General features: G+C 67.5%; 22 protein-coding genes. 18 read left to right on the top strand and 4 right to left on the bottom strand.

Annotated features, from left to right (window positions below; translation table 11 throughout):
• Nucleotides 1-127: 127 nt before the first annotated feature.
• Complete coding sequence (locus J7528_RS24630; protein WP_291880133.1) at nucleotides 128-778, bottom strand: glutathione S-transferase family protein; 651 nt, start codon at nucleotides 776-778, stop codon at nucleotides 128-130.
• Nucleotides 779-921: 143 nt separating this feature from the next.
• Between J7528_RS24630 and J7528_RS24625 the strand changes: the two genes are divergently transcribed.
• The 4 genes from J7528_RS24625 to J7528_RS24610 all read left to right on the top strand — a co-directional run bounded on the left by J7528_RS24625 (nucleotide 922) and on the right by J7528_RS24610 (nucleotide 4,414).
• Nucleotides 922-1,677: a YebC/PmpR family DNA-binding transcriptional regulator gene (locus J7528_RS24625; RefSeq protein ID WP_291880131.1), complete on the top strand. Its 756-nt coding sequence runs from the start codon at nucleotides 922-924 to the stop codon at nucleotides 1,675-1,677.
• Nucleotides 1,678-1,741: 64 nt separating this feature from the next.
• Entirely contained in the window at nucleotides 1,742-2,701 is a 960-nt protein-coding gene (locus J7528_RS24620; protein ID WP_291880127.1) for a phosphoribosylaminoimidazolesuccinocarboxamide synthase, read from the top strand.
• A 34-nt stretch (nucleotides 2,702-2,735) separates the two neighbouring features.
• The gene (locus J7528_RS24615; protein WP_291880124.1) at nucleotides 2,736-3,431 is read left to right on the top strand and encodes an MgtC/SapB family protein; all 696 of its coding nucleotides are present in this window, start codon (nucleotides 2,736-2,738) and stop codon (nucleotides 3,429-3,431) included.
• Between the two features lie 38 nt (nucleotides 3,432-3,469).
• Nucleotides 3,470-4,414: a nucleoside hydrolase gene (locus J7528_RS24610; RefSeq protein ID WP_291880121.1), complete on the top strand. Its 945-nt coding sequence runs from the start codon at nucleotides 3,470-3,472 to the stop codon at nucleotides 4,412-4,414.
• Here J7528_RS24610 and J7528_RS24605 read toward each other — a convergent pair.
• Nucleotides 4,411-4,692, bottom strand: coding sequence for a hypothetical protein (locus tag J7528_RS24605; RefSeq protein ID WP_291880118.1), 282 nt, complete (start codon nucleotides 4,690-4,692; stop codon nucleotides 4,411-4,413). The two genes, J7528_RS24610 and J7528_RS24605, sit on opposite strands and share 4 nt — an antisense overlap.
• Before the next feature lie 116 nt (nucleotides 4,693-4,808).
• Nucleotides 4,809-6,230, bottom strand: coding sequence for a M20/M25/M40 family metallo-hydrolase (locus J7528_RS24600; RefSeq protein ID WP_291880115.1), 1,422 nt, complete (start codon nucleotides 6,228-6,230; stop codon nucleotides 4,809-4,811).
• A 122-nt stretch (nucleotides 6,231-6,352) separates the two neighbouring features.
• Between J7528_RS24600 and ruvC the strand changes: the two genes are divergently transcribed.
• The 4 genes from ruvC (at nucleotide 6,353) to J7528_RS24580 (ending at nucleotide 9,570) form a co-directional block, all read left to right on the top strand.
• Complete coding sequence (ruvC, locus tag J7528_RS24595; RefSeq protein WP_291880335.1) at nucleotides 6,353-6,859, top strand: crossover junction endodeoxyribonuclease RuvC; 507 nt, start codon at nucleotides 6,353-6,355, stop codon at nucleotides 6,857-6,859.
• The gene (ruvA, locus tag J7528_RS24590) at nucleotides 6,856-7,473 is read left to right on the top strand and encodes a Holliday junction branch migration protein RuvA (RefSeq protein ID WP_291880112.1); all 618 of its coding nucleotides are present in this window, start codon (nucleotides 6,856-6,858) and stop codon (nucleotides 7,471-7,473) included. Before ruvC ends, ruvA begins: the two co-directional genes overlap by 4 nt.
• 103 nt (nucleotides 7,474-7,576) lie before the next feature.
• Nucleotides 7,577-8,617, top strand: a complete 1,041-nt coding sequence (gene ruvB / locus J7528_RS24585) for a Holliday junction branch migration DNA helicase RuvB (RefSeq protein ID WP_291880109.1) — start codon at nucleotides 7,577-7,579, stop codon at nucleotides 8,615-8,617.
• A 170-nt stretch (nucleotides 8,618-8,787) separates the two neighbouring features.
• Complete coding sequence (locus tag J7528_RS24580; RefSeq protein WP_291880106.1) at nucleotides 8,788-9,570, top strand: hypothetical protein; 783 nt, start codon at nucleotides 8,788-8,790, stop codon at nucleotides 9,568-9,570.
• Nucleotides 9,571-9,616: 46 nt separating this feature from the next.
• Here J7528_RS24580 and J7528_RS24575 read toward each other — a convergent pair whose 3' ends face one another.
• On the bottom strand, nucleotides 9,617-9,793 hold the full coding sequence (locus tag J7528_RS24575; protein WP_291880104.1) for a CopG family transcriptional regulator: 177 nt from the start codon (nucleotides 9,791-9,793) through the stop codon (nucleotides 9,617-9,619).
• Between the two features lie 103 nt (nucleotides 9,794-9,896).
• Here J7528_RS24575 and ybgC point away from each other — a divergent pair, with 103 nt between their 5' ends.
• The 10 genes from ybgC to J7528_RS24525 all read left to right on the top strand — a co-directional run bounded on the left by ybgC (nucleotide 9,897) and on the right by J7528_RS24525 (nucleotide 21,523).
• Nucleotides 9,897-10,349: a tol-pal system-associated acyl-CoA thioesterase gene (gene ybgC / locus J7528_RS24570; protein ID WP_291880102.1), complete on the top strand. Its 453-nt coding sequence runs from the start codon at nucleotides 9,897-9,899 to the stop codon at nucleotides 10,347-10,349.
• 115 nt (nucleotides 10,350-10,464) lie between these two features.
• Nucleotides 10,465-11,163 (top strand): protein TolQ, encoded by a 699-nt coding sequence (gene tolQ / locus J7528_RS24565; RefSeq protein ID WP_291880099.1) that lies wholly within the window; start codon nucleotides 10,465-10,467, stop codon nucleotides 11,161-11,163.
• Between the two features lie 4 nt (nucleotides 11,164-11,167).
• Nucleotides 11,168-11,689 (top strand): biopolymer transporter ExbD, encoded by a 522-nt coding sequence (locus tag J7528_RS24560; protein WP_291880096.1) that lies wholly within the window; start codon nucleotides 11,168-11,170, stop codon nucleotides 11,687-11,689.
• Between the two features lie 7 nt (nucleotides 11,690-11,696).
• A complete protein-coding gene (locus tag J7528_RS24555) occupies nucleotides 11,697-12,509 on the top strand; it encodes an energy transducer TonB (RefSeq protein ID WP_291880094.1) in 813 nt (270 codons plus the stop codon).
• Nucleotides 12,506-13,837 carry a Tol-Pal system beta propeller repeat protein TolB gene (gene tolB / locus J7528_RS24550; RefSeq protein ID WP_291880092.1) on the top strand — a complete coding sequence of 444 codons (1,332 nt, stop codon included), beginning with the start codon at nucleotides 12,506-12,508 and terminating at the stop codon, nucleotides 13,835-13,837. Before J7528_RS24555 ends, tolB begins: the two co-directional genes overlap by 4 nt.
• Before the next feature lie 202 nt (nucleotides 13,838-14,039).
• Nucleotides 14,040-14,606 (top strand): peptidoglycan-associated lipoprotein Pal, encoded by a 567-nt coding sequence (gene pal / locus J7528_RS24545; RefSeq protein ID WP_291880333.1) that lies wholly within the window; start codon nucleotides 14,040-14,042, stop codon nucleotides 14,604-14,606.
• A 78-nt stretch (nucleotides 14,607-14,684) separates the two neighbouring features.
• A complete protein-coding gene (gene ybgF, locus J7528_RS24540) occupies nucleotides 14,685-15,539 on the top strand; it encodes a tol-pal system protein YbgF (RefSeq protein WP_291880089.1) in 855 nt (284 codons plus the stop codon).
• Nucleotides 15,540-15,713: 174 nt separating this feature from the next.
• Nucleotides 15,714-16,901 carry a tRNA lysidine(34) synthetase TilS gene (tilS, locus tag J7528_RS24535; protein WP_291880331.1) on the top strand — a complete coding sequence of 396 codons (1,188 nt, stop codon included), beginning with the start codon at nucleotides 15,714-15,716 and terminating at the stop codon, nucleotides 16,899-16,901.
• A gap of 76 nt (nucleotides 16,902-16,977) precedes the next feature.
• Nucleotides 16,978-18,861: an ATP-dependent zinc metalloprotease FtsH gene (gene ftsH, locus J7528_RS24530; protein ID WP_291880086.1), complete on the top strand. Its 1,884-nt coding sequence runs from the start codon at nucleotides 16,978-16,980 to the stop codon at nucleotides 18,859-18,861.
• A gap of 256 nt (nucleotides 18,862-19,117) precedes the next feature.
• Entirely contained in the window at nucleotides 19,118-21,523 is a 2,406-nt protein-coding gene (locus J7528_RS24525; RefSeq protein ID WP_291880084.1) for a PAS domain-containing protein, read from the top strand.
• The last annotated feature ends 6 nt before the right edge of the window (nucleotides 21,524-21,529 follow it).

Genomic DNA, 21,529 nt, shown 5'->3' with positions numbered 1-21,529 from the left:
CGGCGAAAGCCGGGGCCCAGATCTCAAAGCGCTGGGGATGATTGGAGGGGCTCAGAGCTCTTAGCGCCTGCCCAAGCGCTCTTCCATCTGGGTCCCGGCTTTCGCCGGGAAGAACGGGTGTTGTGGACTACTGGGCGGGAAAATATTTGAAGAAGGGCTCGGCCTCGGTCAGCACGCGCTGCACCGATGGCCGGGCCTTCAGTCGTTCCAGGTACGACAGGCACAGCAGCCAGCGGCCCTCGAACGCCTGCACCTTGTCGGCATAGAACAGCGCCGGCAGCGCCGCGCAGTCGGCCAGACCGAAGTCGCCGCTGATCCAGGTCCGGCCATCAGCCAGCACCGTCTCCAGATGATCGCAGGCCTTGGCCAGCTGGCTGTAGGCCTCGTCGACGCCGAAGCCGTCCTTGGCCTCGGGCGGGCGCAGGCGGTCGGCGATGATGCGCTGCATGGGGTGGTGGACATAGTGGTCGAAGAAGCGGTCCCAGTACCTTGCCTGCAGGGCCGCGTCCGCATCCGCTGGCACAAGCCGGACGGCCCCCGGATAGTGCAAGTCGAGATATTCGAGGATGACGCTGCTCTCGAGCACCGTCTCGCCGCGGGCGTCATCTTGCAGGGCGGGCATCTTGCCCATCGGCGACAGCTTCAGGAACGCCTCGCGAGCGGCCGGATCGCCGAGATTGACCATGGCGTTCTCGAACGCCGGGCCCATCTCGTAGAGGCCGATCAGCGCCTTCCAGCAGAACGAGGACAGCGGGTGGGCGTGCAGCGTCAGGCTCATCGGGCACTCCAAATACTTAAGTCATTGCCTAACTATATCGGACGGCACTGGCGCGCAACCCTGGCGGCGGGGGTGACAAAACCCGCCTCCGGGCGCTAGAAGCGCGCCACACTTCATTTTCAGATCAGAGACAGAGCCTCCGAATGGCCGGCCACTCGAAATTCAAGAACATCATGCACCGCAAGGGCCGCGCCGACGCCGCGCGCTCCAAGCTGTTCTCCAAGCTGTCGCGGGAAATCACCGTCGCGGCCAAGACCGGCCTGCCCGATCCGGCCATGAACCCGCGCCTGCGCCTGGCCGTGAACAACGCCAAGGCCGAAAGCCTGCCCAAGGACGTCATCGACCGCGCGATCAAGAAGTCGCAGATGGGCGACGCGGCCGACTACTCGGAAATCCGCTACGAAGGCGTCGCCGCCGGCGGCGTCGGCATCATCGTCGAGGTGCTGACCGACAACAAGAACCGCGCCGCCGCCAACGTCCGCTCGTACTTCACCAAGATCGGCGGCAACATGGGCGCCACCGGTTCGGTGACCTTCAACTTCGATCACGTCGGCCAGATCACCTACCCGGCCAAGGCCGCGTCGGAAGACGACATGATGGAAGCCGCCATCGAGGCCGGCGCCGATGACGTCACCTCGGACATGGACGAGGAAGGCGAAGGCCACACCATCTACACCGCGTTCGAGAGCCTGAACGAAGTGGCGGCCGCCCTGGAAGCCAAGTTCGGCCCGGCCGGCAACACCAAGATCGCCTGGCGTCCGAAGATGCAGGTGCCGGTCACCGGCGACTCGGTGGCCACCCTGATGAAGCTGCTCGACCTGCTGGACGAGGACGACGACGTCCAGAACGTCTATTCGAACGAAGACATCAGCGACGAAGACCTGGCCAAGCTGGGTTGATGAATTTGGGGGAGGTCCTGCGGGCCTCCCCTCTGTGTTTGTGTTTCCAGTGATCGAGGCCCCGGTGACCGTCTCCTCCAACGCCCTGGCTGTCGTCGACCTGCCGAACCTGCCCAACCACTATCGCGGCAAGGTGCGGGACAATTACGACCTGCCGGACGGCCGCCGGGTGATCGTCGCCTCGGACCGCCTCAGCGCCTTTGACCGCAACCTGTGCGCCGTACCGTTCAAGGGCCAGGTGCTGACGCAGACGGCGCGCTACTGGTTCGACGTCACGGGCGACATCTGCCCCAACCACGTCGTGGCCTATCCCGACCCGAACGTGCTGATCGGCCAGCGGCTGGAGATGCTGCCGGTCGAGCTGGTCGTGCGCGGCTATCTGGCCGGGACGACTTCGACCTCGATCCTGACCCTCTACAACAAGGGCGAGCGCCAGATGTACGGCGTGACCCTGCCCGACGGCCTGCGCGCCAACCAGCGCCTGCCGCAGCCGATCCTGACCCCGACCAGCAAGGCCGCCGACGGCGACCATGACGCGCCGCTGTCGCCCGCCCAGATCCTGGAACAGGGCCTGCTGACGGCGCAGCAGTGGGACACGCTGGGCGCCTACGCCCTGGCCCTGTTCGCGCGTGGGCAGGAACTGGCCGCCCAGCGCGGCCTGATCCTGGCCGACACCAAGTACGAGTTCGGCCTGGACGCCGACGGCCGCATCGTGCTGGCCGACGAGATCCACACCCCCGACAGCAGCCGCTTCTGGAAGGCCGCGACCTACCAGGCGCGGTTCGAGGCCGGCGAGCGTCCAGAGAGCTTCGACAAGGACTTCGTGCGCGCCTGGGTGGCCGAGCGCTGCGATCCCTACAAGGACGAGATCCCGGAGATCCCGCAAGCGCTGATCGCCCAGACCTCGGACGTCTATATCGAGGCGTTCGAGACCATCACCGGCCAGACCTTCGTGAAGCCTGACGCGGCCGAGCCGGTGCTGGACCGCGTGCGGCGCAACCTCGACGCCTATCTGGCCGACTAGGGATCACTGGAGCTTCCCGCCCGTTACAGCGGGCATGGACTGGCTGCTGTCTCCCTACGACTACCTCCCCATCGTCGGCGCGGTGATCGCCGGCGGCGCGATCGGGCTGGAGCGCGAGTATCGCAGCCGTCCCGCGGGCCTGCGCACCCATGTGCTGGTCGCGCTGGCCTCCGCGCTGCTGATGATGGCCGCCGTGCATCAGGTGCGGTGGATGAGCGACACGCCTATGGACGTCGTGCGTATCGATCCGGTGCGGATGGCGCACGGCGTGCTGACCGGCGTGGGCTTTCTGTGCGGCGGCGTGATCTTCCAGCAGGGCTTCTCGGTCCATGGTCTGACGACCGCCGCCTCCCTGTGGATAACTTCGGCGATCGGGACATTGTTCGGCGTCGGCCTCTACGGCCTGGCGGTGGTGGGCACGGTGATCGCCCTGGTGGTTCTCAGCGCCGCCCGCTTCCTCGACCATCGCCTGCCGCAGAAGAATTTCGCCGAGATCCGCGTACGGTCGCGGCGCGAGGCGATGCTGCGCGAGACTGACTTCCGCGACTTGCTGGGCGCCTTCGAACTGAAAGGGGCGCGCCTGGATCAGCGGCTGGTCGAGGGCGGGGCGATCTTCGAGCTGTCGGGGATGTTCTCGGGCAAGGACACCCTGCCGCTGTCGGCCGTGGCCGATCGCCTGCGCGAGGACCCTCGGATCGTCGAGTTCGATATTCTTCCCCGTAAGGACTGATCTTCTCCCCGTCACACCGCGCGGCTAGACTGCGTCGCATGGTCCTGCGGGTTCACATCGACACCGATTGCGGCGTGGACGACGCCCTGGCGCTCGCCTTGCTGGCCCGGTCGCGACAGGCCGTCGAGGTGGTCTCGATCTCGGCCGTGTTCGGCAACACCTATGTCGACCAGGCCGCCGCCAACGCCCGGGGCGTGCTGCGCCTGGCCGGTTGCGGGGCCGAGGTCTATATCGGCGCCGGCGCGGGCCTGGCCAAGCGCCGGGTCGAGCGCATGCGGCCGGCCCACGGCGTCGACGGTCTGAACGGCGCGGGCTTCTCGCAGCGCTGGAAGCTGCCGGAACTGGATCGCGGCCACTCCACCAACTTCCTGGCCTTCGCCGCCCGCCGCAAGATCAGCGGCCTGTTCCTGGGGCCGTTGACCAACCTGGGCAAGAGCTTGCTGGAGGACCCCGTGGCCTTCCGGGGCTGGCGCCCGACCATCGTCGCCGGCGCGTTCGCCGTCGAGGGCAAGGCCAAGGGCGGCGCCGACTTCAACACCTGGAGTGATCCCGAGGCCCTGCAGCGCACGCTGGAGGCCGGAACCATGCCGCGCCTGATGCCGCTGGACATCACCCACCAGGTCGAGGTCACGGCCGAGGACTTGGCCAAGGGCGCGGTCTGCTGCGGCTCGCCGCTGTCGCAGCGCCTGACCAAGGCCGCCGGCGGCTATATCGCCTTCCACCGCCAGGTCTGGGGCGGCGAGGGCTGCCGGCCGCACGACGCCGTGGCCGCCGCCAGCCTGGTCGCGCCGGAGCTCTTCACCTTCGAGCCGGCTCGCCTGCGGGTGATCGTCGACGGCGAGCGCCTGGGCCGCGTCGAACGCTTCGACGGCGCGCCCAATGCCGAGCTGTGCACGGGCCTGGACATCGCGGCGGTCAAGCGCCTGATCCTGGCCGGGCTGTTCGGCTGGAGCGCGGTGGAAGCCGCCCAGATGGAAGCCTAGTGCGGCTGGCCCCACTGGGCCGCGCGTTCGCGAACGAGATCCCGCATGAACTGCTCCAGATCGGCCAGACGGCGATCCATCTCCGCCACCGACACGCCGTTCCAGATCGCGTGGTCATAGACCGACCGCGCCTCGCGCAGGCTTTCGCCGGCCTGGTAGCGCTCGGTGATGTAGAGGGTCTCGAGGAGCTTTGTGGGGCGGTCGATCTTCTCGTGCTTCATCGACCAGTAGCTGACCATGTACTCGGCCAGGATGCCGTCGTCCGATGTCTCGACCATCGTCCGTCTCCCTTTACGCTGGAGGGGAAATAGGGACGCCGGACGACGGTTCCAGAGTGCGGCGGAGCATTCTTTCGCTGGATCCCGGCCTTCGCCGGGATGAGCGCTTTGGGCGCTCATTTGCCGCCCGCATAGTCCTTGATCAGGGCGTACAGGAAGTCGCGCCCTTCGTAGAGCGACTTGACCCGCATGCGTTCGTTCAGGCCGTGGATGCCGTCGCCGTCCGAGCTGCCGAACAGGCCCGAGACGCCGTAGGTCGGGATGCCCGCCGCATTGGTGTGGACGCCGTCGGTGGCGCCGGTCAGCAGGATCGGCACGACCGGCACGCCGGGCCACAGCTTGGCGGCTTGCTTCTCGATCGGACCCATGATCGCCGGGGTCAGGGGCGGCGGCGGCGAGACGCTGTTGGGTTCGTGGGCCAGGGTCACGGTGGTCGGCGCGCCGGCCAGTTCGGCCAGCTTGGTCCGGACTTCCTCGACGGGCGTGCCGGGCAGGATGCGGCAGTTGACGTTGGCCGTGGCGCGCTGGGGCAGGGCGTTGGGCGCGTGGCCGGCATTGACCATGGTCGCCACGCAGGTGGTGCGCAGCATCGAGTTCCACATCGGGTCGGCCGTGACCGCCTTCAGCGCCGCCGGGTCGTTGATGTCGGCCACCAGGGCCTTCATCGCCGTCGCCTGGGCGGGGTTCACGCGGGCCTGCATCTTGGTGAAGTAGCCGCGCGTGGCGTCGTTGAAGCGGGGCGGGAAGCCATAGGCGCCGATGCGGTCCAGGGCCGCCGACAGCTGGTAGATGGCGTTGTCCGGCACCGGGCGGCTAGAGTGGCCGCCGGGATTGGTCACGGTCAGGGTGAAGTCCTGATAGACCTTCTCGCCGCCCTGGACCTCCAGCACGACGGGCTTGTCGTTCTCGTCCAGCAGGCCGTCGGCGCCTTCGTTCAAGGCGAACTCGGCGTCGACCAGCGGGCGGTGGTTCTTCACCAGGTCTTCGATGCCGTTATAGGCCTCGCTCTCCTCGCCGCAGGTCAGGGCCAGCTTGATGTCGCGGCCGGGCTTGTAGCCCGACTGCTTGAGGCGGATCAGGCTGTCGACCCAGATGGCCGCCTGGGCCTTGTCGTCCGACGTGCCGCGCCCGAAGAAGTAGCCGTTCTCCTCGACCAGCTTGAACGGGTCGCGGGTCCAGTCCTCGCGCTTGGCCTCGACCACGTCGATGTGGGCCAGGAGGAGCATCGGTTTGGACTTCGCATCGGTCCCGTGGAGGATCGCCACCAGCGAGCCCTCCTTGGGATGGCCGTCGGCGACCACGACCTTGACGTCGGCCTCGGGGAAGCCGGCCGTCTTCAGTCGCGCGCCCATCGCCTCGGCGGCGGCGGTGCAGCTGCCGACCGACAGGGTGGTGTTGATCTCGACCAGCTCCTTGTAGAGGTCGCGGAAGGCCAGCTGGTCGGGGCGGACGGTCTTGGGCGGCTGCGCGGTCTGGGCGTTGGCCAGAACCGGAGCGGCCAGAAGCGCCGCCGCCATCATCCACACCGACCGTTTCATCCGTACTCTCCCCAATGAAGCTTGGGTGCGAACAGAGCTTGCCTGACGGGGGTGCGCAAGGGGCGTCGTTTACCGCTCGTTAGCAATACAGGGGCTTTTCCTCGGGGGCGGATCAGACGATGTTGCGAGAACACATGATGAACGCCATTCGCATCCTCGGACTTGATCCTGGCCTCCGCCGCACCGGCTGGGGCGTCGTCAGCGTGCTCGGCTCGCGGGTGACGCACGTCGCCCACGGGGTCATCGCGCCTGACGAGAAGGCCGCCTTCTCCGATCGCCTGCTGCATCTTTTCGAAGGCATCTGCGCGGTGATCGAGCAGCACAAGCCTGACGAGGCGGCGGTCGAGGAGACCTTCGTCAACACCAACGCCCAGTCGACCCTGAAGCTGGGCCACGCCCGCGCGGCGGCGATGATAGCGCCCGCTCGCGCCGGCCTGTTGGTGGCGGAGTATTCCAACGCCATGGTCAAGAAGGCGGTGGTCGGGACCGGCGGCGCCGACAAGGCCCAGATCGCCTTCATGATCGCCCGCCTGCTGCCGACCGCCGGCTCGCCGACGGCCGACGCCGCCGACGCGCTAGCCGTGGCCATTGCCCATGCCCACGCCCGTACGGCCCGGAGAGTCGCATGATCGGTCGTCTCAGAGGGGCTGTCGCCGAGGTCGGTGAGGAAGAAGCCCTGATCGACGTCATGGGCGTCGGCTATGTCGTCCGCTGCGGTCACCGCACGCTGCAACGCCTGCCGGCCCTGGGTGAGGAGACTTTGCTGCACATCGAGAGCCAGTGGAGCGAAAGCGCCGGCCTGCGCCTCTACGGCTTCGCCACCCGCGAGGATCGCAAGGCCTTCGTGCTGCTCCAGGCCATCCAGGGCGTTGGGCCCAAGGCGGCCATGGCGGTGCTGGACGTGTTGTCGCCGGCCGAGCTGGCCTCCGCCGTCGCGCGCGAGGACAAGGCCGCCGTCGGTCGCGCCAGCGGCGTGGGTCCGAAACTGGCTTTGCGCATCGTCACGGAGCTGAAGGACAAGCCGATCACCGACGGGCCGGTGCTGATGGCCGCGCCGACTTCGTCGACGCCGTCCGCGCCCGCCAAGCCCGCGCCCACGGGCGACGCCGTCGCCGCCCTGATGGGCCTGGGCGTGGCCGAGGTGAACGCCCGCCGCGTCGTCGAGGCCGCCGCGGCGGCGCTGGGTGAAGAGGCTACCGTGCAGGCCCTCATCAAGGCCGGCCTGCAGGAGCTGGGGCGATGAGGCTCCTCCCACCTGACCGCTTCGCGGTCGTCCGCCCCCAAAGGCGGGCGGAAGGTTCCCTCTTCCCCCTCCGGGGGAGGAGCGCGCAGCGCGGAGGGGGCCAGTGACCCGCATCATCTCCGGCGACCAGCAGCACGGCGACCTGGCCCCCGCCGACCGCGCTCTGCGGCCCCAGACCCTGGCCGAGTTCGTCGGTCAGGAACAGGCCAAGGGTAACCTGCGCATCTTCATCGAGGCCGCCAAGGGCCGGGGCGAATCCCTGGACCACGTCCTGCTTTTCGGCCCGCCGGGCCTGGGCAAGACCACCCTGGCCCAAATCGTCGCCCGCGAGCTGGGCGTGAACTTCCGCGCCACCTCGGGGCCCGTGCTGAACAAGCCCGGCGACCTGGCCGCGATCCTGACCAATCTCGAGCCGAACGACGTCCTGTTCATCGACGAGATCCACCGGCTGTCCTCGAACGTCGAGGAGATCCTCTATCCGGCCATGGAGGACCACGTGCTGGACCTCGTGATCGGCGAGGGCCCCTCTGCGCGCTCGATCCGCATCGACCTGGCGCCCTTCACCCTGGTGGCGGCGACCACCCGAGCGGGCATGCTGGCCACGCCGCTGCGCGACCGCTTCGGCATTCCGATCCGCCTGGAGTTCTACACTCCGGCCGAGCTGCGCCACGTCCTGCTGCACGCCGCTCGCAAGATGGGCGCGCCGCTGTCCGACGACGGCGCCGACGAGATCGCCAAGCGCGCTCGCGGCACGCCGCGCGTCGCTGGCCGCCTGCTGCGCCGGGTGCGTGACTTCGCCACCGCCGACGGCGCGACCGTCATCGACCGCAAGGCCGCCGGCATGGCCCTGGCCCGGCTTGAAGTGGACGAAGTGGGCTTGGACAGCCTGGACCGCCGCTACCTGCGCGCCATGATCGAGCACTATGGCGGCGGCCCCGTGGGCGTCGAGACCATCGCCTACGCCATCGCCGAGGCCCGCGACGCCGTCGAGGACGTCATCGAGCCCTATCTGATGCAGCAAGGCTTCATCCAGCGCACCCCGCGCGGCCGCATGGCCTGCGGCAAGGCCTACCTCCACCTGGGCCTGACCCCGCCCGCCGCTCCGCCGGGGTCGGCGCAGGGCGGGTTGTTCGACGAAGGCTAGGCGAGACCAGGGGATTTGAGATGGGGTCTGCTAAGCCGCCATACTCGATTGATTTCAAAAAGCGTGTTTGTGCGTTTGCGGAATACGAGGGAGTTTCCGCGACTTCTCAGAAGTATGGGGTATCGAGGAGTTCGATATCGCGCTGGCTAGGGCTCCATGAAGCTGGACGCTTGGGTTTGCATCCATATGACTATGGCGATGCGCGATCGCTTATGTCTTGCCTGCATTGTGGCGGTAAGCCAGACAGCAAAGATCACAATCCATCTAGAATATTTCTGGATAAAAATATCCGAACGGGCCTTGATCCTGACGATCTACCGGTCGTTGGCCTTTGCAGATCATGCAATAGCTTCTTCTCGGTAGATGAGCCGTATCTTGCTTGTCTTGTAGAAGCCGCGCGTACTGGTGTTGCCGAACCGGATGATCGGTGGCGGCCCAAGGCTCGAGTAGCGCTGGCACATAATAGAAAGCTGCAGAGAATCCTCAAAGAAGCAAAGCAGCAATTGCCTAACGAGACGATATGGCGAGTTGATACGGTTCGTGTCGATAGGGTCGCTCGGAAGCTTGCCGTTGGTCATGCCGCCTTCGAGCTACATGATCCTCCGTACTGTGAGCCTTCGCTGGTTTCGCTCTTTCCGCTTCATACGTTGAGATCGGCGCATAGGAATCACTTCGAAACAGTCCCCGAACTACCCGGGTATCCGGAAGTTGGATCTAGGGCCCTTTTCCGAATGTTCGAAGATTATCCATCTCAAGATGAGAATGGATGGATTGTGATCCAGCCGGGAAGATATCGCTACATGGCGGTTGGCAGCGGGAATTTGGCCATGGTTCGGATGGTTCTTAGCGAATATCTGGGAATCGAAGTGATTTGGAACGATGGGGAGCCACTAGAAGCTCCCGAATACAATCCAGATCAAATGTCGTTTGATTTCTACAGCGGCTTTTCCTAGCCACACAGAAATTATGACCCTCTCGCTAGCCAGACGATCCGCCGCACTAATCGCCGACTTCGGGCGGCGGCTGCGGATTACCTTCGGCCAACGAGGTCAGCCAGCGGCTGACTGCCTCGTGGCTGATTACCCGCCCAGCGGCGACATCGGCTTCAGCGCGGGCGTCTGCGGCTGCCTCTGCGGCGGCGTCAATCTCGTCGAAGATGGCGGGCTCGACCTTCATGCAGAAAGGCTAGCACAAAAGAAGAACATGTCCAGCGCGACCCGCATGGGTTGAGGCTCTCTTTAGGGCTGACGTCCGCGATCTCAGCCGCTAAGCAGTCCCCATGACCACCCCGCCCGAACCCACAGCCGGCGTGTTCTCCGGCCGCGAGCATCAGCTGCCGGTGCGGATCTATTACGAGGACACCGACTTCTCCGGGATCGTCTATCACGCCAACTACCTGCGCTATCTGGAGCGGGGGCGGAGCGATTTCTTCCGGATGGTCGGCATCTCGCACACCGAGCTGGCCAAGGCCGATACGGCTTTCGCGATCATCCACATGACGCTGGACTTCAAACGCTCGGCGCGGATCGACGACGCCCTGGTGGTGCGCACCACCTATGACCGGGTGAAGGGCGCGCGGCTGTACGTCACCCAGCGGGTCACGCGCGGCGACGAGGTGCTGATCGAGGCCAAGGGGGAGGCGGTCTGCATCACCCTAGACGGCCGCCCGCGTCGTCCGACGGCGGAGATGTTGGCGCAACTGGCGCCCTGGCTCGCAAGCGAGAGCGAATAAACAAACATCGTTTTTCGGGATCGCTCGACGATTGTCATAGTTTCACCCAAGCGTCGCTTCATGCCATACGGCGCAGAGTAAGATCTTTCAGACGCCCCAACGGAGCCAAACCCGCATGGACGCCTCGGCCGCCGCACCGAATTTCTCGTTCTTCGCCCTCTTCATGCAGGCCGACTGGGTCGTCAAAGGCGTGATGATCGGCCTGATCCTGGCGTCGCTGGGTTCGTGGGCCGTGATCCTGGACAAGCTGTTCCGCTTTTCGAACCTGAACCGCGCCGCCGACCGCTTCGAGGAGCAGGTCTCGGGCGGGCGTTCGCTGGAGGACGTCGCGGGCGAGGCCGGCGCCAATCCGCGCCACGCCCTGCCGCGCATGCTGCAGGCGGCCCTGAAGGAATGGCGCGACGCCAAGACCAAGGGCGCGATGAGCGAGAACCAGGCCGCGTTCCTGGTCGCCCGCATCGACCGCATCCTGGACACCCAGATCGCCCGCGAGACCAGCAAGGTCGAAGAGGGCCTGGGCAGCCTGGCCATCGTCGCCACCGCCAGCCCGTTCATCGGCCTGTTCGGCACGGTCTGGGGCATCATGCACGCCTTCCAGAACATCGCGATCTCGAAGAACACCTCGCTGGCCGTTGTCGCCCCGTCGATCGCCGAGGCCCTGTTCGCCACGGCCGTCGGCCTGATCGCCGCCATCCCGGCCTACATCGCCTACAACAAGTTCTCGACCGACGCGGGCAAGTACGCCGGCCGCCTGGAAGGCTTCGCGGACGATCTGTCGACCGCGATCCAGCGCCGCCTGTCGGAACGGGTCTAAGCCCATGTCGATGTCGTCCAGCGACGCCTTCGCCACCAATAGCGGCCGTGGCCGCCGCCGTCGCGGTCGCCGCTCGCGCGGGGCCCTGTCCGAGATCAACGTCACGCCTCTGGTCGACGTGATGCTGGTGCTGTTGATCATCTTCATGATCAGCGCCCCGCTGCTGACCGCCGGCGTGCCGCTGGAGCTGCCCAAGACGGAAGCCGCCGCTTTGCAGAACCAGGAAGAACCGATCACCGTCTCGATCGACCGCGAAGGCAAGATCTTCGTCGGCGAGACCCAGATCCCGTTCGAGAACCTGGCGCCGGGCATCCGCGCCAAGGCCGGCGACGGCTACGACAAGCCGATCTTCGTCCGCGCCGACGGCGGGGCGACCTATTCGGTCGTCGCCCAGGTGATGGCGGGCCTGTCGAACGCGGGCTTCAACAAGATCAACCTGATCACCGAGACGGGCGGCCCGTCCTCGGGCGCGGCGCCCAAGGACGCCCAGCCGGAGGGCGCGGGCGACCTGCGGCCGGCTCAATAGGCGCTGCATGAGCGCTCGCCGCGAACAACAGATCTCTCCGGGCCTGGTCGGCTCGATCGCGCTGCACGGAGCCGTGGCGGCGTTGATCGCGTTCGGCTTGCCGTGGAAGCAGGCCAAGCCGATCACGATCGGGGAGTCGGTGCCGGTGACCATCGTCACCAACGGCCCGACCAACGTCCGCCCGGCTGAGCAGGCGCCCGAGGAGCAGACGGCCCAGGCGCCGGACCCGGTCCCGGAGGCGACGCCGCAGCCGCCGGCTCCGACCCCCGCGCCGACGCCGACCCCGGCTCCCGCGCCGCCGCCCAAGCCGACCCCGACGCCCAAGCCTTCGCCGACCCCGACGCCGACCAAGCCGACGCCGGCCAAGAAGAACGACAACGACTTCTTCGCCTCGCTGGAAGCGTCGATCGCCAAGTCCAAGAAGGCGACAGGCAAGCCCACCGCCAATGCCCCCAAGGGCCCGGCCCGCGCGGAGACCTCGGTCTCGGCCCGTCCGGCCATGGGCGCGGCCACCGGGCTTTCCGCCGCCGCGCTGGGTCGCCTGCAGGGCGAGGTTCAGGACCGCTGGAACCCGAACTGCGAGGTCGAAGGCGGCGCCAATGTCAGCGTGCGGGTGGTGTTCGTGATCGGCCCGGGCGGCCGCGTCGTCGGCCAGCCGGAGTCGCCGGGCACCTCTTCGCCCGATCCCGTCGTCAAGGCGGCCTCGGACCGCGCCGTGCGCGCGCTGTTCGCCGCTTCGCCGTTCGCCTACCTGCCGCAGGACCTGTACGGTCAGAAAATCGCCCTCAACTTCAACGCAAAACAGGCCTGTTCGCGTTGATGCTGGGACGGAAACACAAGGAGACCTCGATGCGCTTCAAAGCTCTGGTGCTCATGGCCGCCGTCCTGCTGGGCGGCGCAGCGTTCGTGACCCCGGCCGCCGCGCAGATCGAGGTCGACATCAACGCCGGCGCGGTCAAGCCGCTGCCGATCGCCGTGCCGGCCTTTTCGGGCGCGACGCGCGGCGCTGAGATCGCCCAGGTCATCACCGGTAACCTCGAGCGCTCGGGCCTCTTCCAGCCGCTGAATGTCTCGAGCGTCGCCGACAAGCTGAGCGATGTGAATGTCCAGCCGCGCTTCCCCGACTGGCAGGCGACCGGGGCCCAGGCCCTGATCAACGGCCAGGTGACGGTCGGCCCCGACGGCGGCTTGCGCGTCGACTTCCGCCTGTGGGACGTGTTCAGCCAGCAGCAGCTGCTGGGCCTGCAATTCTCGTCGACGCCGGACAACTGGCGCCGCGTGGCCCACAAGATCAGCGACGCCGTCTATGAGCGCCTGACCGGCGAGAAGGGCTATTTCGACACCCGCGTGGCCTTCGTCGCCGAGAGCGGCCCCAAGCTGAATCGCGTGAAACGCCTGGCGATCATGGACCAGGATGGCGCCAACCCGCAGTACCTGACCGACGGCTCGTACATCGTGATGACGCCGCGCTTCTCCTCGACCAGCCAGGAACTGACCTACATGGCCCTGCGGCCGACGGGGTCGTCGATCTACCTGCTGAACCTGGAGACCAGCCGCCAGGAAACCATCGGCAAATTCCCCGGCATGGTGTTCGCCCCGCGCTTCTCGCCCGACGGCGGCAAGGTGGCGTTCTCGGTGGAGAAGGCCGGCAACAGCGACATCTACATGATGGACCTGCGCAGCCGCTCGTCGACCCGCATCACCACCGACCCGGCCATCGACACCTCGCCGTCATTCTCGCCGGACGGGACCAAGATCGCCTTCAACTCCGACCGCGGCGGCCAGGCGCAGCTGTATGTGATGAATACGGACGGTTCGGGCGTGCGCCGGATCTCGTACGGCGGCGGCCGCTACACGACCCCGGTCTGGAGCCCGCGCGGCGACTTCATCGCCTTCACCAAGCAGACGGGCGGCGAGTTCCACATCGGCGTGATGCGTCCCGATGGCAGCGACGAGCGCCTCTTGACCACCAGCTATCTCGACGAAGGCCCGACCTGGGCGCCGAACGGCCGAGTGCTGATGTTCTTCCGTGAGGGGTCGTCGGGCAATCCGCGCCTGTGGACGGTGGACATCACCGGCCGCATCCTGCGTCCCGCCGCCTATCAGGGCGCGGGCTCGGACCCGGCGTGGTCGCCGCTGCTCAACTGATTGACATAGAGACCGGGTAAATCGAGCAACCTGGGCCAGATCAATGCGTTCATGGCTCAGGTTTCCGGGCGCGGGCTATTCGCGCCGGAAGTGAATCCGCATCGTGTGTCGACCATCTGACATCATTGTGAGGTTTGGTCAGACATTTTCAGGACCCATTCCAAGCGCAGCTTAGGTATGGGTCAGATCCAGAGTTCGTAGACTGAGGAGAAACTGGATGAGCTTCGACACCAAGCGCGCCTTTAGACTGGCGCTCGTCGGCGTTGCCGCCGCCTCGCTCGCCGCCTGCGCTTCGCGCCCGAAGCCCCAGCCTGTCGCTCCGACCCCGGAGCCGCCGCCGGCGACCCCGAGCCAACCCTACACCCCGCCGACCCAACCGCCGGTGTCGTCGGGCGTGCTGCCCGGCTCGGTGCAGGACTTCGTCGTCAATGTCGGCGACCGCGTCTATTTCGACACTGACGAATATTCGGTCCGCGCCGACGCCCAGCCGGTCCTGGCCGGTCAGGCCCAGTGGCTGAACCGCTATCCGGCTGTCCGCGTCCGCATCGAAGGCAATGCCGACGAACGCGGCACCCGCGAGTACAACCTGGCCCTGGGCGCCCGCCGCGCCAACGCCATCCGCGACTTCCTGATCGCTCAGGGCGTCTCGGCCGCGCGCATCGAGACGATCTCGTTCGGTAAGGAACGTCCGATTGACGCCGGCACCAGCGAAGAAGCCTGGGCCAAGAACCGTAACGGCCGCACGGCCATCACGGACGGCGCTCGCTAAGCTGAAGTAAGACAGGGGCGGCTTCTTCAACGAGAAGCCGCCCTAGTTTTGTCTGGTCTCTATCGGTAGATCACGGTCATGAAGCTGAAATCCGTCCTGCTCGCCGCCCTGTTCGCTTCGGTCGCTACGGTCGCCGTGGCCCAGACCCCGCTGCCGCCCGCCGATCCGCTGGACGACCGCTCGGCCAAGCGCGTGGAGCGGATGGAGAAGGTGGTGCGCGAGCTGCGCGCGATCGTCTTCCAGGGCCGCGACACCGGTAAGCCCGTCGTGGTGCAGCCGGCCGAGACCGACGCCCAGATCGGCGCGCTGAACGAGCGCGTCGGCGACCTGGAACAGACCCTGACCAAGCTGAACGGCCAGAACGAGACGGCCAATTTCGAGCTGACCAAGGCCAATCGCGCCGCCGCCGACCAGAAGGCCCGCGCCGACGCGCTGGAGCAGCGCCTGGCCGCCGTCGAAAAGACCCTGGCCGACCTGCAGACGGCCGCCGCCGCCCAGGTCGCCGCGCCGGCCGTGGGGACCACCCCGCCGCCGCCCGCGCCGCCGGCCGATCCGGCCGTGGCCTTCAAGCAGGCCAAGGACCTGCTGCTGGCCGGCGACTACGCCAATGCCGAACAGGCCTTCTCGGCCTTCGTGGCCAACTACCCGGAAAGCACCCGCTCGGCCGAGGCCAAGTACTGGTGGGGCGAGACCCTGTTCGTGCGCGAGGCCTATAGCGACGCCGCCGGCGCTTATATCGGCGCGATCCGCGGCTGGCCGCAGACGACCTGGGGACCGGACGCGACGCTGAAGCTGGCCCGCTCGCTGGTGGCGCTGAAGAAGACCACCGACGCCTGCCGCACCCTGGACGAGCTTTCCAAGCGCTATCCCAAGGCCCCGGCCCAGGTGACCTCGCGCGCGGCCTCGACCCGCGTCGCGGCGAAGTGCTCCTAGGCGAACTGCGTCCTATCCAATTCTTGCTTCCCTAGGCCTTGTGCCTAGGGCCCATCGTTCAGCAGATCAGACGTTGGAGACTGGGCGCCCACGCAAGCGGCGCTCACCTACTGCGCCGAGCCTGGCGGAACCATGGATCCTGGGCACAAGGCCCAGGAAGGCAATGAAGGGGATATCGGAATTTATAATGTTCGCGCCATCTTCGACCAACGCCTCGATCCGGCCTCCGCCGCTCCGCTGGCCGTCGGCTTTTCGGGAGGCGGCGACTCCCTGTTCCTGCTGAAGGCGGCCTTGGATCTGGGCCGCCCCGTGCTGGCCCTGGTCGTCGATCATGGCCTCCAGGCCGGCAGCGACCGCTGGACCGCTGAAGCCGTCGCCAAGGCGCGCGCCTTGGGCGCCGAGGCTCAAGCCCTGGTCTGGACCGGCGACAAGCCGAAGACGGGTCTGCCCGCCGCCGCTCGCCGAGCCCGGCACGCCCTGCTGGCGGAGGCTGCTCGCGCCGCCGGCGCCAAGGTCCTGCTGCTAGGCCACACCGCCAGCGACTTGGCCGAGGGCGCGGCCATGCGGGCCGAGGGCTCCAGCGTTTCCGACCCCCGCGAATGGGCGCCGTCACCGGTCTGGCCGGAGGGGCGCGACGTCTTCCTGCTGAGGCCGCTGCTGAGCCTGTCCCGCGACGAGATCCGGCAGGCCCTGGCCGATCAGGGCGAGACCTGGCTGGACGATCCGGCCAATGAGGATCTGCGCTACGCCCGTGCGCGAGCGCGTGCCGCCGGGGCAGGGGAGATATCCCCGATGGAGGCGACTTCGCTTTCGCCGCCGTGTTTCACCGTCGACGCCGTCGGGACGATCCGCCTGCCGCGCGACGTCGCCGCCGCCCATCTGGCCGCCGCCCTGCTATGCGCTGCCGGAACCGAGCGACCGCCGCGCGGCGAGCGGCTGGAGCGCCTAGTCCAGCGGATCCGATCCGGCGAAACCTTCGCCGCCACTCTGTCCGGTGCGCGGATCGAAGCCGGCGACGATGTCCTGATTTGCCGCGACGCCGGCGAGACCGCGCGCGGCGGCCTGGCGGCGCTGGAGCTCGCGCCTGGTCAGGCCGGCATCTGGGACGGCCGCTGGGGAGTCACCGCTGGCGATACGGCCCTGACCGTCACCGCGCTGAAGGGCAGGGCGGCCAGCCTCTCCGCCGCCGATCGCGCGAGGCTGACCGCCATTCCCGCCTCGGCGCGCCCCGCCTTGCCGCTGATCTCAAGCCCGCTTGACGGCCCGAAGCTTGCAACCGAAGGAGAGGCGCGCGCGCGCCTGCTCGTTCTGGGTCGCTTCAAGGCCGCTGTCGGCCTTTGCGACCAAGAATCCGTGACCTGATGTCACGTGCATGGCGCTTGCGCGTTCAACCGCCTATCTTGGTGGGTCAAGGCCTATCGTTGGAAAGACGACGCGTATGAATTTCAGGAACCTGGCCATCTGGCTGGTGATCGTTGCGGTGCTGGCAGGCGTTTTCGTCGTCAGCCAAAATGCGCGCACGAAGACCAATAGCGATGTCAGCTACTCGCAGCTGCTCAAGGACGTCGACGCCGGCAAGATCAAGTCGGCCGAGATCGCGGGTCAGCAGGTCATCGCCAAGACGGCGGACAACAAGACGCTGACGGTCAATGCGCCGCTGAACTCCGACGAGCTGGTCAACCGCATGGTGGCCAAGAACGCCGACGTGAAGTTCAAGAGCGGCTCGATCAGCCCGTGGGCCATCCTGGTGCAGCTGCTGCCGATCCTGCTGGTCGTGGGCGTCTGGCTGTTCTTCATGCGCCAGATGCAGGGCGGGGCGAAGGGCGCCATGGGTTTCGGCAAGTCCAAGGCCCGCCTGCTGACCGAGAACAAGAACCGCATCACGTTTGAAGACGTCGCGGGCGTCGACGAGGCCAAGGAAGAGCTGCAGGAGGTCGTCGATTTCCTGAAGGATCCGGCCAAGTTCCAGCGCCTGGGCGGCAAGATCCCCAAGGGCGCCCTGCTGGTCGGTCCTCCCGGCACCGGTAAGACCCTGATCGCCCGCGCCGTCGCGGGTGAGGCGGGCGTCCCGTTCTTCACGATCTCGGGTTCGGACTTCGTCGAGATGTTCGTCGGCGTCGGCGCCAGCCGCGTGCGCGACATGTTCGAGCAGGCCAAGAAGAACGCCCCCTGCATCATCTTCATCGACGAAATCGACGCTGTCGGTCGCCACCGCGGCGCCGGCCTGGGCGGCGGCAACGACGAGCGCGAGCAGACGCTGAACCAGCTGCTGGTCGAGATGGACGGCTTCGAAGCCAATGAAGGCATCATCCTGATCGCCGCCACCAACCGTCCGGACGTGCTGGACCCCGCGCTGCTGCGTCCGGGTCGCTTCGACCGCCAGGTCGTGGTGCCCAACCCCGACGTCGCCGGTCGCGAGAAGATCATCCGCGTGCACATGAAGAACGTGCCGCTGGCCGCTGACGTCGACGTCAAGACGCTGGCGCGCGGCACCCCGGGCTTCTCGGGCGCCGACCTGGCCAACCTAGTCAACGAAGCCGCCCTGACGGCCGCCCGCAAGAACCGTCGCATGGTCACCATGCACGACTTCGAGCACGCCAAGGACAAGGTCATGATGGGCGCCGAGCGCCGCTCGATGGCCATGAGCGACGCCGAAAAGAAGCTGACCGCCTATCACGAGGGCGGCCACGCCCTGGTGGCCCTGCGCGTCCCCGTCGCCGATCCGGTCCACAAGGCCACGATCGTGCCGCGCGGCCGCGCCCTGGGCATGGTCATGCAGCTGCCGGAAGGCGATCGCTACTCGATGAGCTACGACATGATGACCTCGCGCCTGGCCATCATGATGGCCGGCCGGGTCGCGGAAGAGCTGATCTTCGGCAAGGAGAAGATCACCTCGGGCGCGTCCAGCGACATCAGCGCCGCCACCAGCCTGGCCCGCAACATGGTCACCCGCTGGGGCTTCTCGGATGAGCTGGGCACGGTGGCCTATGGCGACAACCAGGACGAGGTGTTCCTGGGCCACTCGGTCGCCCGCACCCAGAACGTCTCGCCCGAGACGATGATCAAGATCGACAAGGAAGTCCGTCGCCTGGTGAAGGGCGGCGAGGACGACGCGCGCCGCATCCTGACCGAGGAGCTGGACCACCTGCACTCGGTGGCCAAGGCTCTGCTGGAGTTCGAAACCCTGAGCGGCGACGAGATCGTCGGCGTCATGAAGGGCGAGATGCCCAAGCGCGACGAGGACGAAAGCAACAAGGAAACGGTCGCCGCGCCGTCCCTGGTGCCGCTGTCCCCGGGCGCGGGCGCCAGCGTCACCGCCTGAGGCGGGGATCCGATCCAAAGAATGAAGCCGGCTCGCAAGGGCCGGCTTTTTTCTTACGCCCGCACCCGGAACTGCCGAGGCCAAGACGTCTTTCCCAAGAAGGCCGCAACCTGTCGGCCATCCGACCGTTCAAGCTTGGCCGCGTAGGCGCGGTCGAGGGGCTCTGCTATTGGAAACCATGTCCGCCAAAGACGAGCCGGTTGGCTCGCTCCCGCCCTCGTCCGCAGTGTTCGCCTTCCTGGCGGGAGGCGGCGATATGGGCGCGGCCGTTGCGGCCCGTGATTGGTCGCAGACAGCGCTGGGAGCGATCGACGGCTGGTCGCCGGCCCTGAAGACCATGGTCGGGCTGATGCTGGCCTCGCCGATCCCGTCATTCCTGGCCTGGGGCGTCGATGGCGTGCTGCTGCACAATGACGCCGCGCGCCGGCTGCTGGCCGCCAACACGCCTGCCCTGGGCGGACGGTTCGCCGAGGTTTTCCCGATCCCCGCTGGCTTGCCGATGCTGGACCAGGCGCGGGCGGGCACGAGCGTGGTGCGCGAGTCCATCGGTTTCTCCCGCGCCGACGGTGAGGCGGCCTGGTGCAACCTGATGCTCTCGCCGGTGCGCGACGAGACCGGCGCGGTCGTCGGCGTCCACGTGCTGTGCAATGACATCACCGAGCGCGTCCGCCGCGAGCAGGCCCACCTGGAGGACGAGCGCCGCTATCGCGCGCTGTTCGAGTCGATGGACGAGGGCTTCTGCGTCATCGAGTTCCTGGACGGTCCGTTCGGCCCGCTCAGCGACTACATGCACATCATGGCCAACGCCGCCTATGAGCGGCATGCGGGCATCCCCAACGTGGTCGGCCAGAAACTGCGCGAGATGGTGCCGGCCGAGGCCGACGCCTGGGTCGCCCGCTACGGCGAGGTGCTGCGCACGGGCCAAGCGATCCGGTTCGAGCAGGAGCTGGTGGCCACTGGCCGGCATCTGTCGCTGTCGTCGTTCCGCATCGAGCCGCCCGAGCTGCGCCAGGTGGCGGTGCTGTTCCAGGACATCACCGCTCGCAAGCAGGCCGAGGAGGAGCTGCGCCTCCTGAATGAGACCCTGGAGGCCCGCGTTGCCGAGGCGCTAGCCGGTCGCCGCCTGCTGGCCGATGTGGTCGAGGGCGCCAGCGTCTTCGTCCAGGTGGTCGACATGAACCTGACCTGGCTGGCCATCAACAGCGCCTCGGCGGGCGAGTTCGAGCGGATCTTCGGCATCCGTCCCAAGACCGGCGACAACATGGTGGAGTTGCTGGCCGACTATCCGGAACACCAGGCCCAGGTGCGGGACGTCTGGTCGCGCGCCCTGGCGGGCGAAAGCTTCATGGAGACCGATGAGTTCGGCGATTCCGAGCGCGAGCGTCGCCACTACGAGATGCGCTTCCATCCCCTGTACGACATGAACGGCCAGCGGATCGGCGCCTATCAGTTCGTCTACGACGTCACCCAGCGTGTCGTGGAGCAGGAGCGCCTGCGCGAGACCGAGGAAGCCCTGCGCCAGGCCCAGAAGATGGAAGCCGTCGGGCAGCTGACCGGCGGCCTGGCTCACGACTTCAACAACCTGCTGGCCGGCATTTCCGGCTCGTTCGAGATGATCGGCGCGCGGCTGGCGCAAGGGCGGGCGGCCGATGTCGATCGCTACCTGGCGGCCGGCCAGGGCGCGGCCCGTCGCGCGGCCGCCCTGACCCATCGCCTGCTGGCCTTCTCGCGCCGCCAGACGTTGGCCCCCAAGCCGGTGGTCATCAACCGGCTGATGACCGAGTTCGTCGAGCTGGTGCGCCGCACGGTCGGCCCCGGCATCCAGGTCGAATATGTCGGCGCCACGGGCCTATGGCCGACGCTGGTGGACGCCAACCAGCTGGAGAACGCGCTTCTCAACCTGTGCATCAACGCCCGCGACGCCATGCCGGACGGCGGGGTGATCACGCTGGAGACCGGCAACCGCTGGCTGGACGCCCGCACCGCCCGCGACCACGGGCTGGAGCCGGGCCAGTATGTCTCGGTCTGCGTCAGCGACACCGGCACGGGCATCGACAAGGCGACGCTGGAGCGGGTGTTCGATCCGTTCTTCACCACCAAGCCGATCGGCCAGGGCACGGGGCTGGGGCTGTCGATGGTCTATGGCTTCGCCCGCCAGTCGAACGGCCACGTGCGGATCTATTCCGAGGTGGGGCAGGGGACCATGGTCTGCCTGTACCTTCCGCGCCGGCTGGGCGAGGAGGACGAGGTCGAGGCCGTCGAGCGCCCGGTCGACGCCGCGCCGGTCAAGGCCGGCAAGACAGTGCTGGTGGTCGACGACGAGCCGACCGTGCGGATGCTGGTCGTCGATGCGCTGGAAGAGCTGGGCTATGCCTGCCTGGAAGCCGCCGACGGCTCTGCCGGCCTACGCATTCTGCAATCGGCCGCCGAGATCGACCTCTTGATCACCGATGTCGGCCTGCCGGGGGGCTTGAACGGCCGCCAGGTCGCCGACGCCGCCCGCGCCTTGAAGCCCGACCTGAAGGTCCTGTTCATCACCGGCTATGCCGAGAACGCCGTGCTGAACCACGGGCATATCGAGCACGGCATGGAGGTGCTGACCAAGCCCTTCGCGGTCGGCGACCTGGCCGGCCGGGTCGACCGGATGCTGCGCGAGGCGTAGAACGCC

The sequence above is a fragment of the Caulobacter sp. genome (assembly GCF_017744445.1).
Taxonomy (GTDB): Bacteria; Pseudomonadota; Alphaproteobacteria; order Caulobacterales; family Caulobacteraceae; genus Caulobacter.
This window is presented reverse-complemented; position numbering and strand designations above follow the sequence as displayed.

Bases quoted from the DNA above. Each gene is read 5' to 3' on its own strand.
- J7528_RS24630 (WP_291880133.1), bottom strand. From the start codon at position 778: ATGAGCCTGACGCTGCACGCCCACCCGCTGTCCTCGTTCTGCTGGAAG.
- J7528_RS24625 (WP_291880131.1), top strand. From the start codon at position 922: ATGGCCGGCCACTCGAAATTCAAGAACATCATGCACCGCAAGGGCCGC.
- J7528_RS24615 (WP_291880124.1), top strand. From the start codon at position 2,736: ATGGACTGGCTGCTGTCTCCCTACGACTACCTCCCCATCGTCGGCGCG.
- J7528_RS24610 (WP_291880121.1), top strand. From the start codon at position 3,470: ATGGTCCTGCGGGTTCACATCGACACCGATTGCGGCGTGGACGACGCC.
- J7528_RS24605 (WP_291880118.1), bottom strand. From the start codon at position 4,692: ATGGTCGAGACATCGGACGACGGCATCCTGGCCGAGTACATGGTCAGC.
- J7528_RS24600 (WP_291880115.1), bottom strand. From the start codon at position 6,230: ATGAAACGGTCGGTGTGGATGATGGCGGCGGCGCTTCTGGCCGCTCCG.
- ruvA (WP_291880112.1), top strand. From the start codon at position 6,856: ATGATCGGTCGTCTCAGAGGGGCTGTCGCCGAGGTCGGTGAGGAAGAA.
- J7528_RS24575 (WP_291880104.1), bottom strand. From the start codon at position 9,793: ATGAAGGTCGAGCCCGCCATCTTCGACGAGATTGACGCCGCCGCAGAG.
- ybgC (WP_291880102.1), top strand. From the start codon at position 9,897: ATGACCACCCCGCCCGAACCCACAGCCGGCGTGTTCTCCGGCCGCGAG.
- tolQ (WP_291880099.1), top strand. From the start codon at position 10,465: ATGGACGCCTCGGCCGCCGCACCGAATTTCTCGTTCTTCGCCCTCTTC.
- J7528_RS24560 (WP_291880096.1), top strand. From the start codon at position 11,168: ATGTCGATGTCGTCCAGCGACGCCTTCGCCACCAATAGCGGCCGTGGC.
- J7528_RS24555 (WP_291880094.1), top strand. From the start codon at position 11,697: ATGAGCGCTCGCCGCGAACAACAGATCTCTCCGGGCCTGGTCGGCTCG.
- ybgF (WP_291880089.1), top strand. From the start codon at position 14,685: ATGAAGCTGAAATCCGTCCTGCTCGCCGCCCTGTTCGCTTCGGTCGCT.
- ftsH (WP_291880086.1), top strand. From the start codon at position 16,978: ATGAATTTCAGGAACCTGGCCATCTGGCTGGTGATCGTTGCGGTGCTG.
- J7528_RS24525 (WP_291880084.1), top strand. From the start codon at position 19,118: ATGGGCGCGGCCGTTGCGGCCCGTGATTGGTCGCAGACAGCGCTGGGA.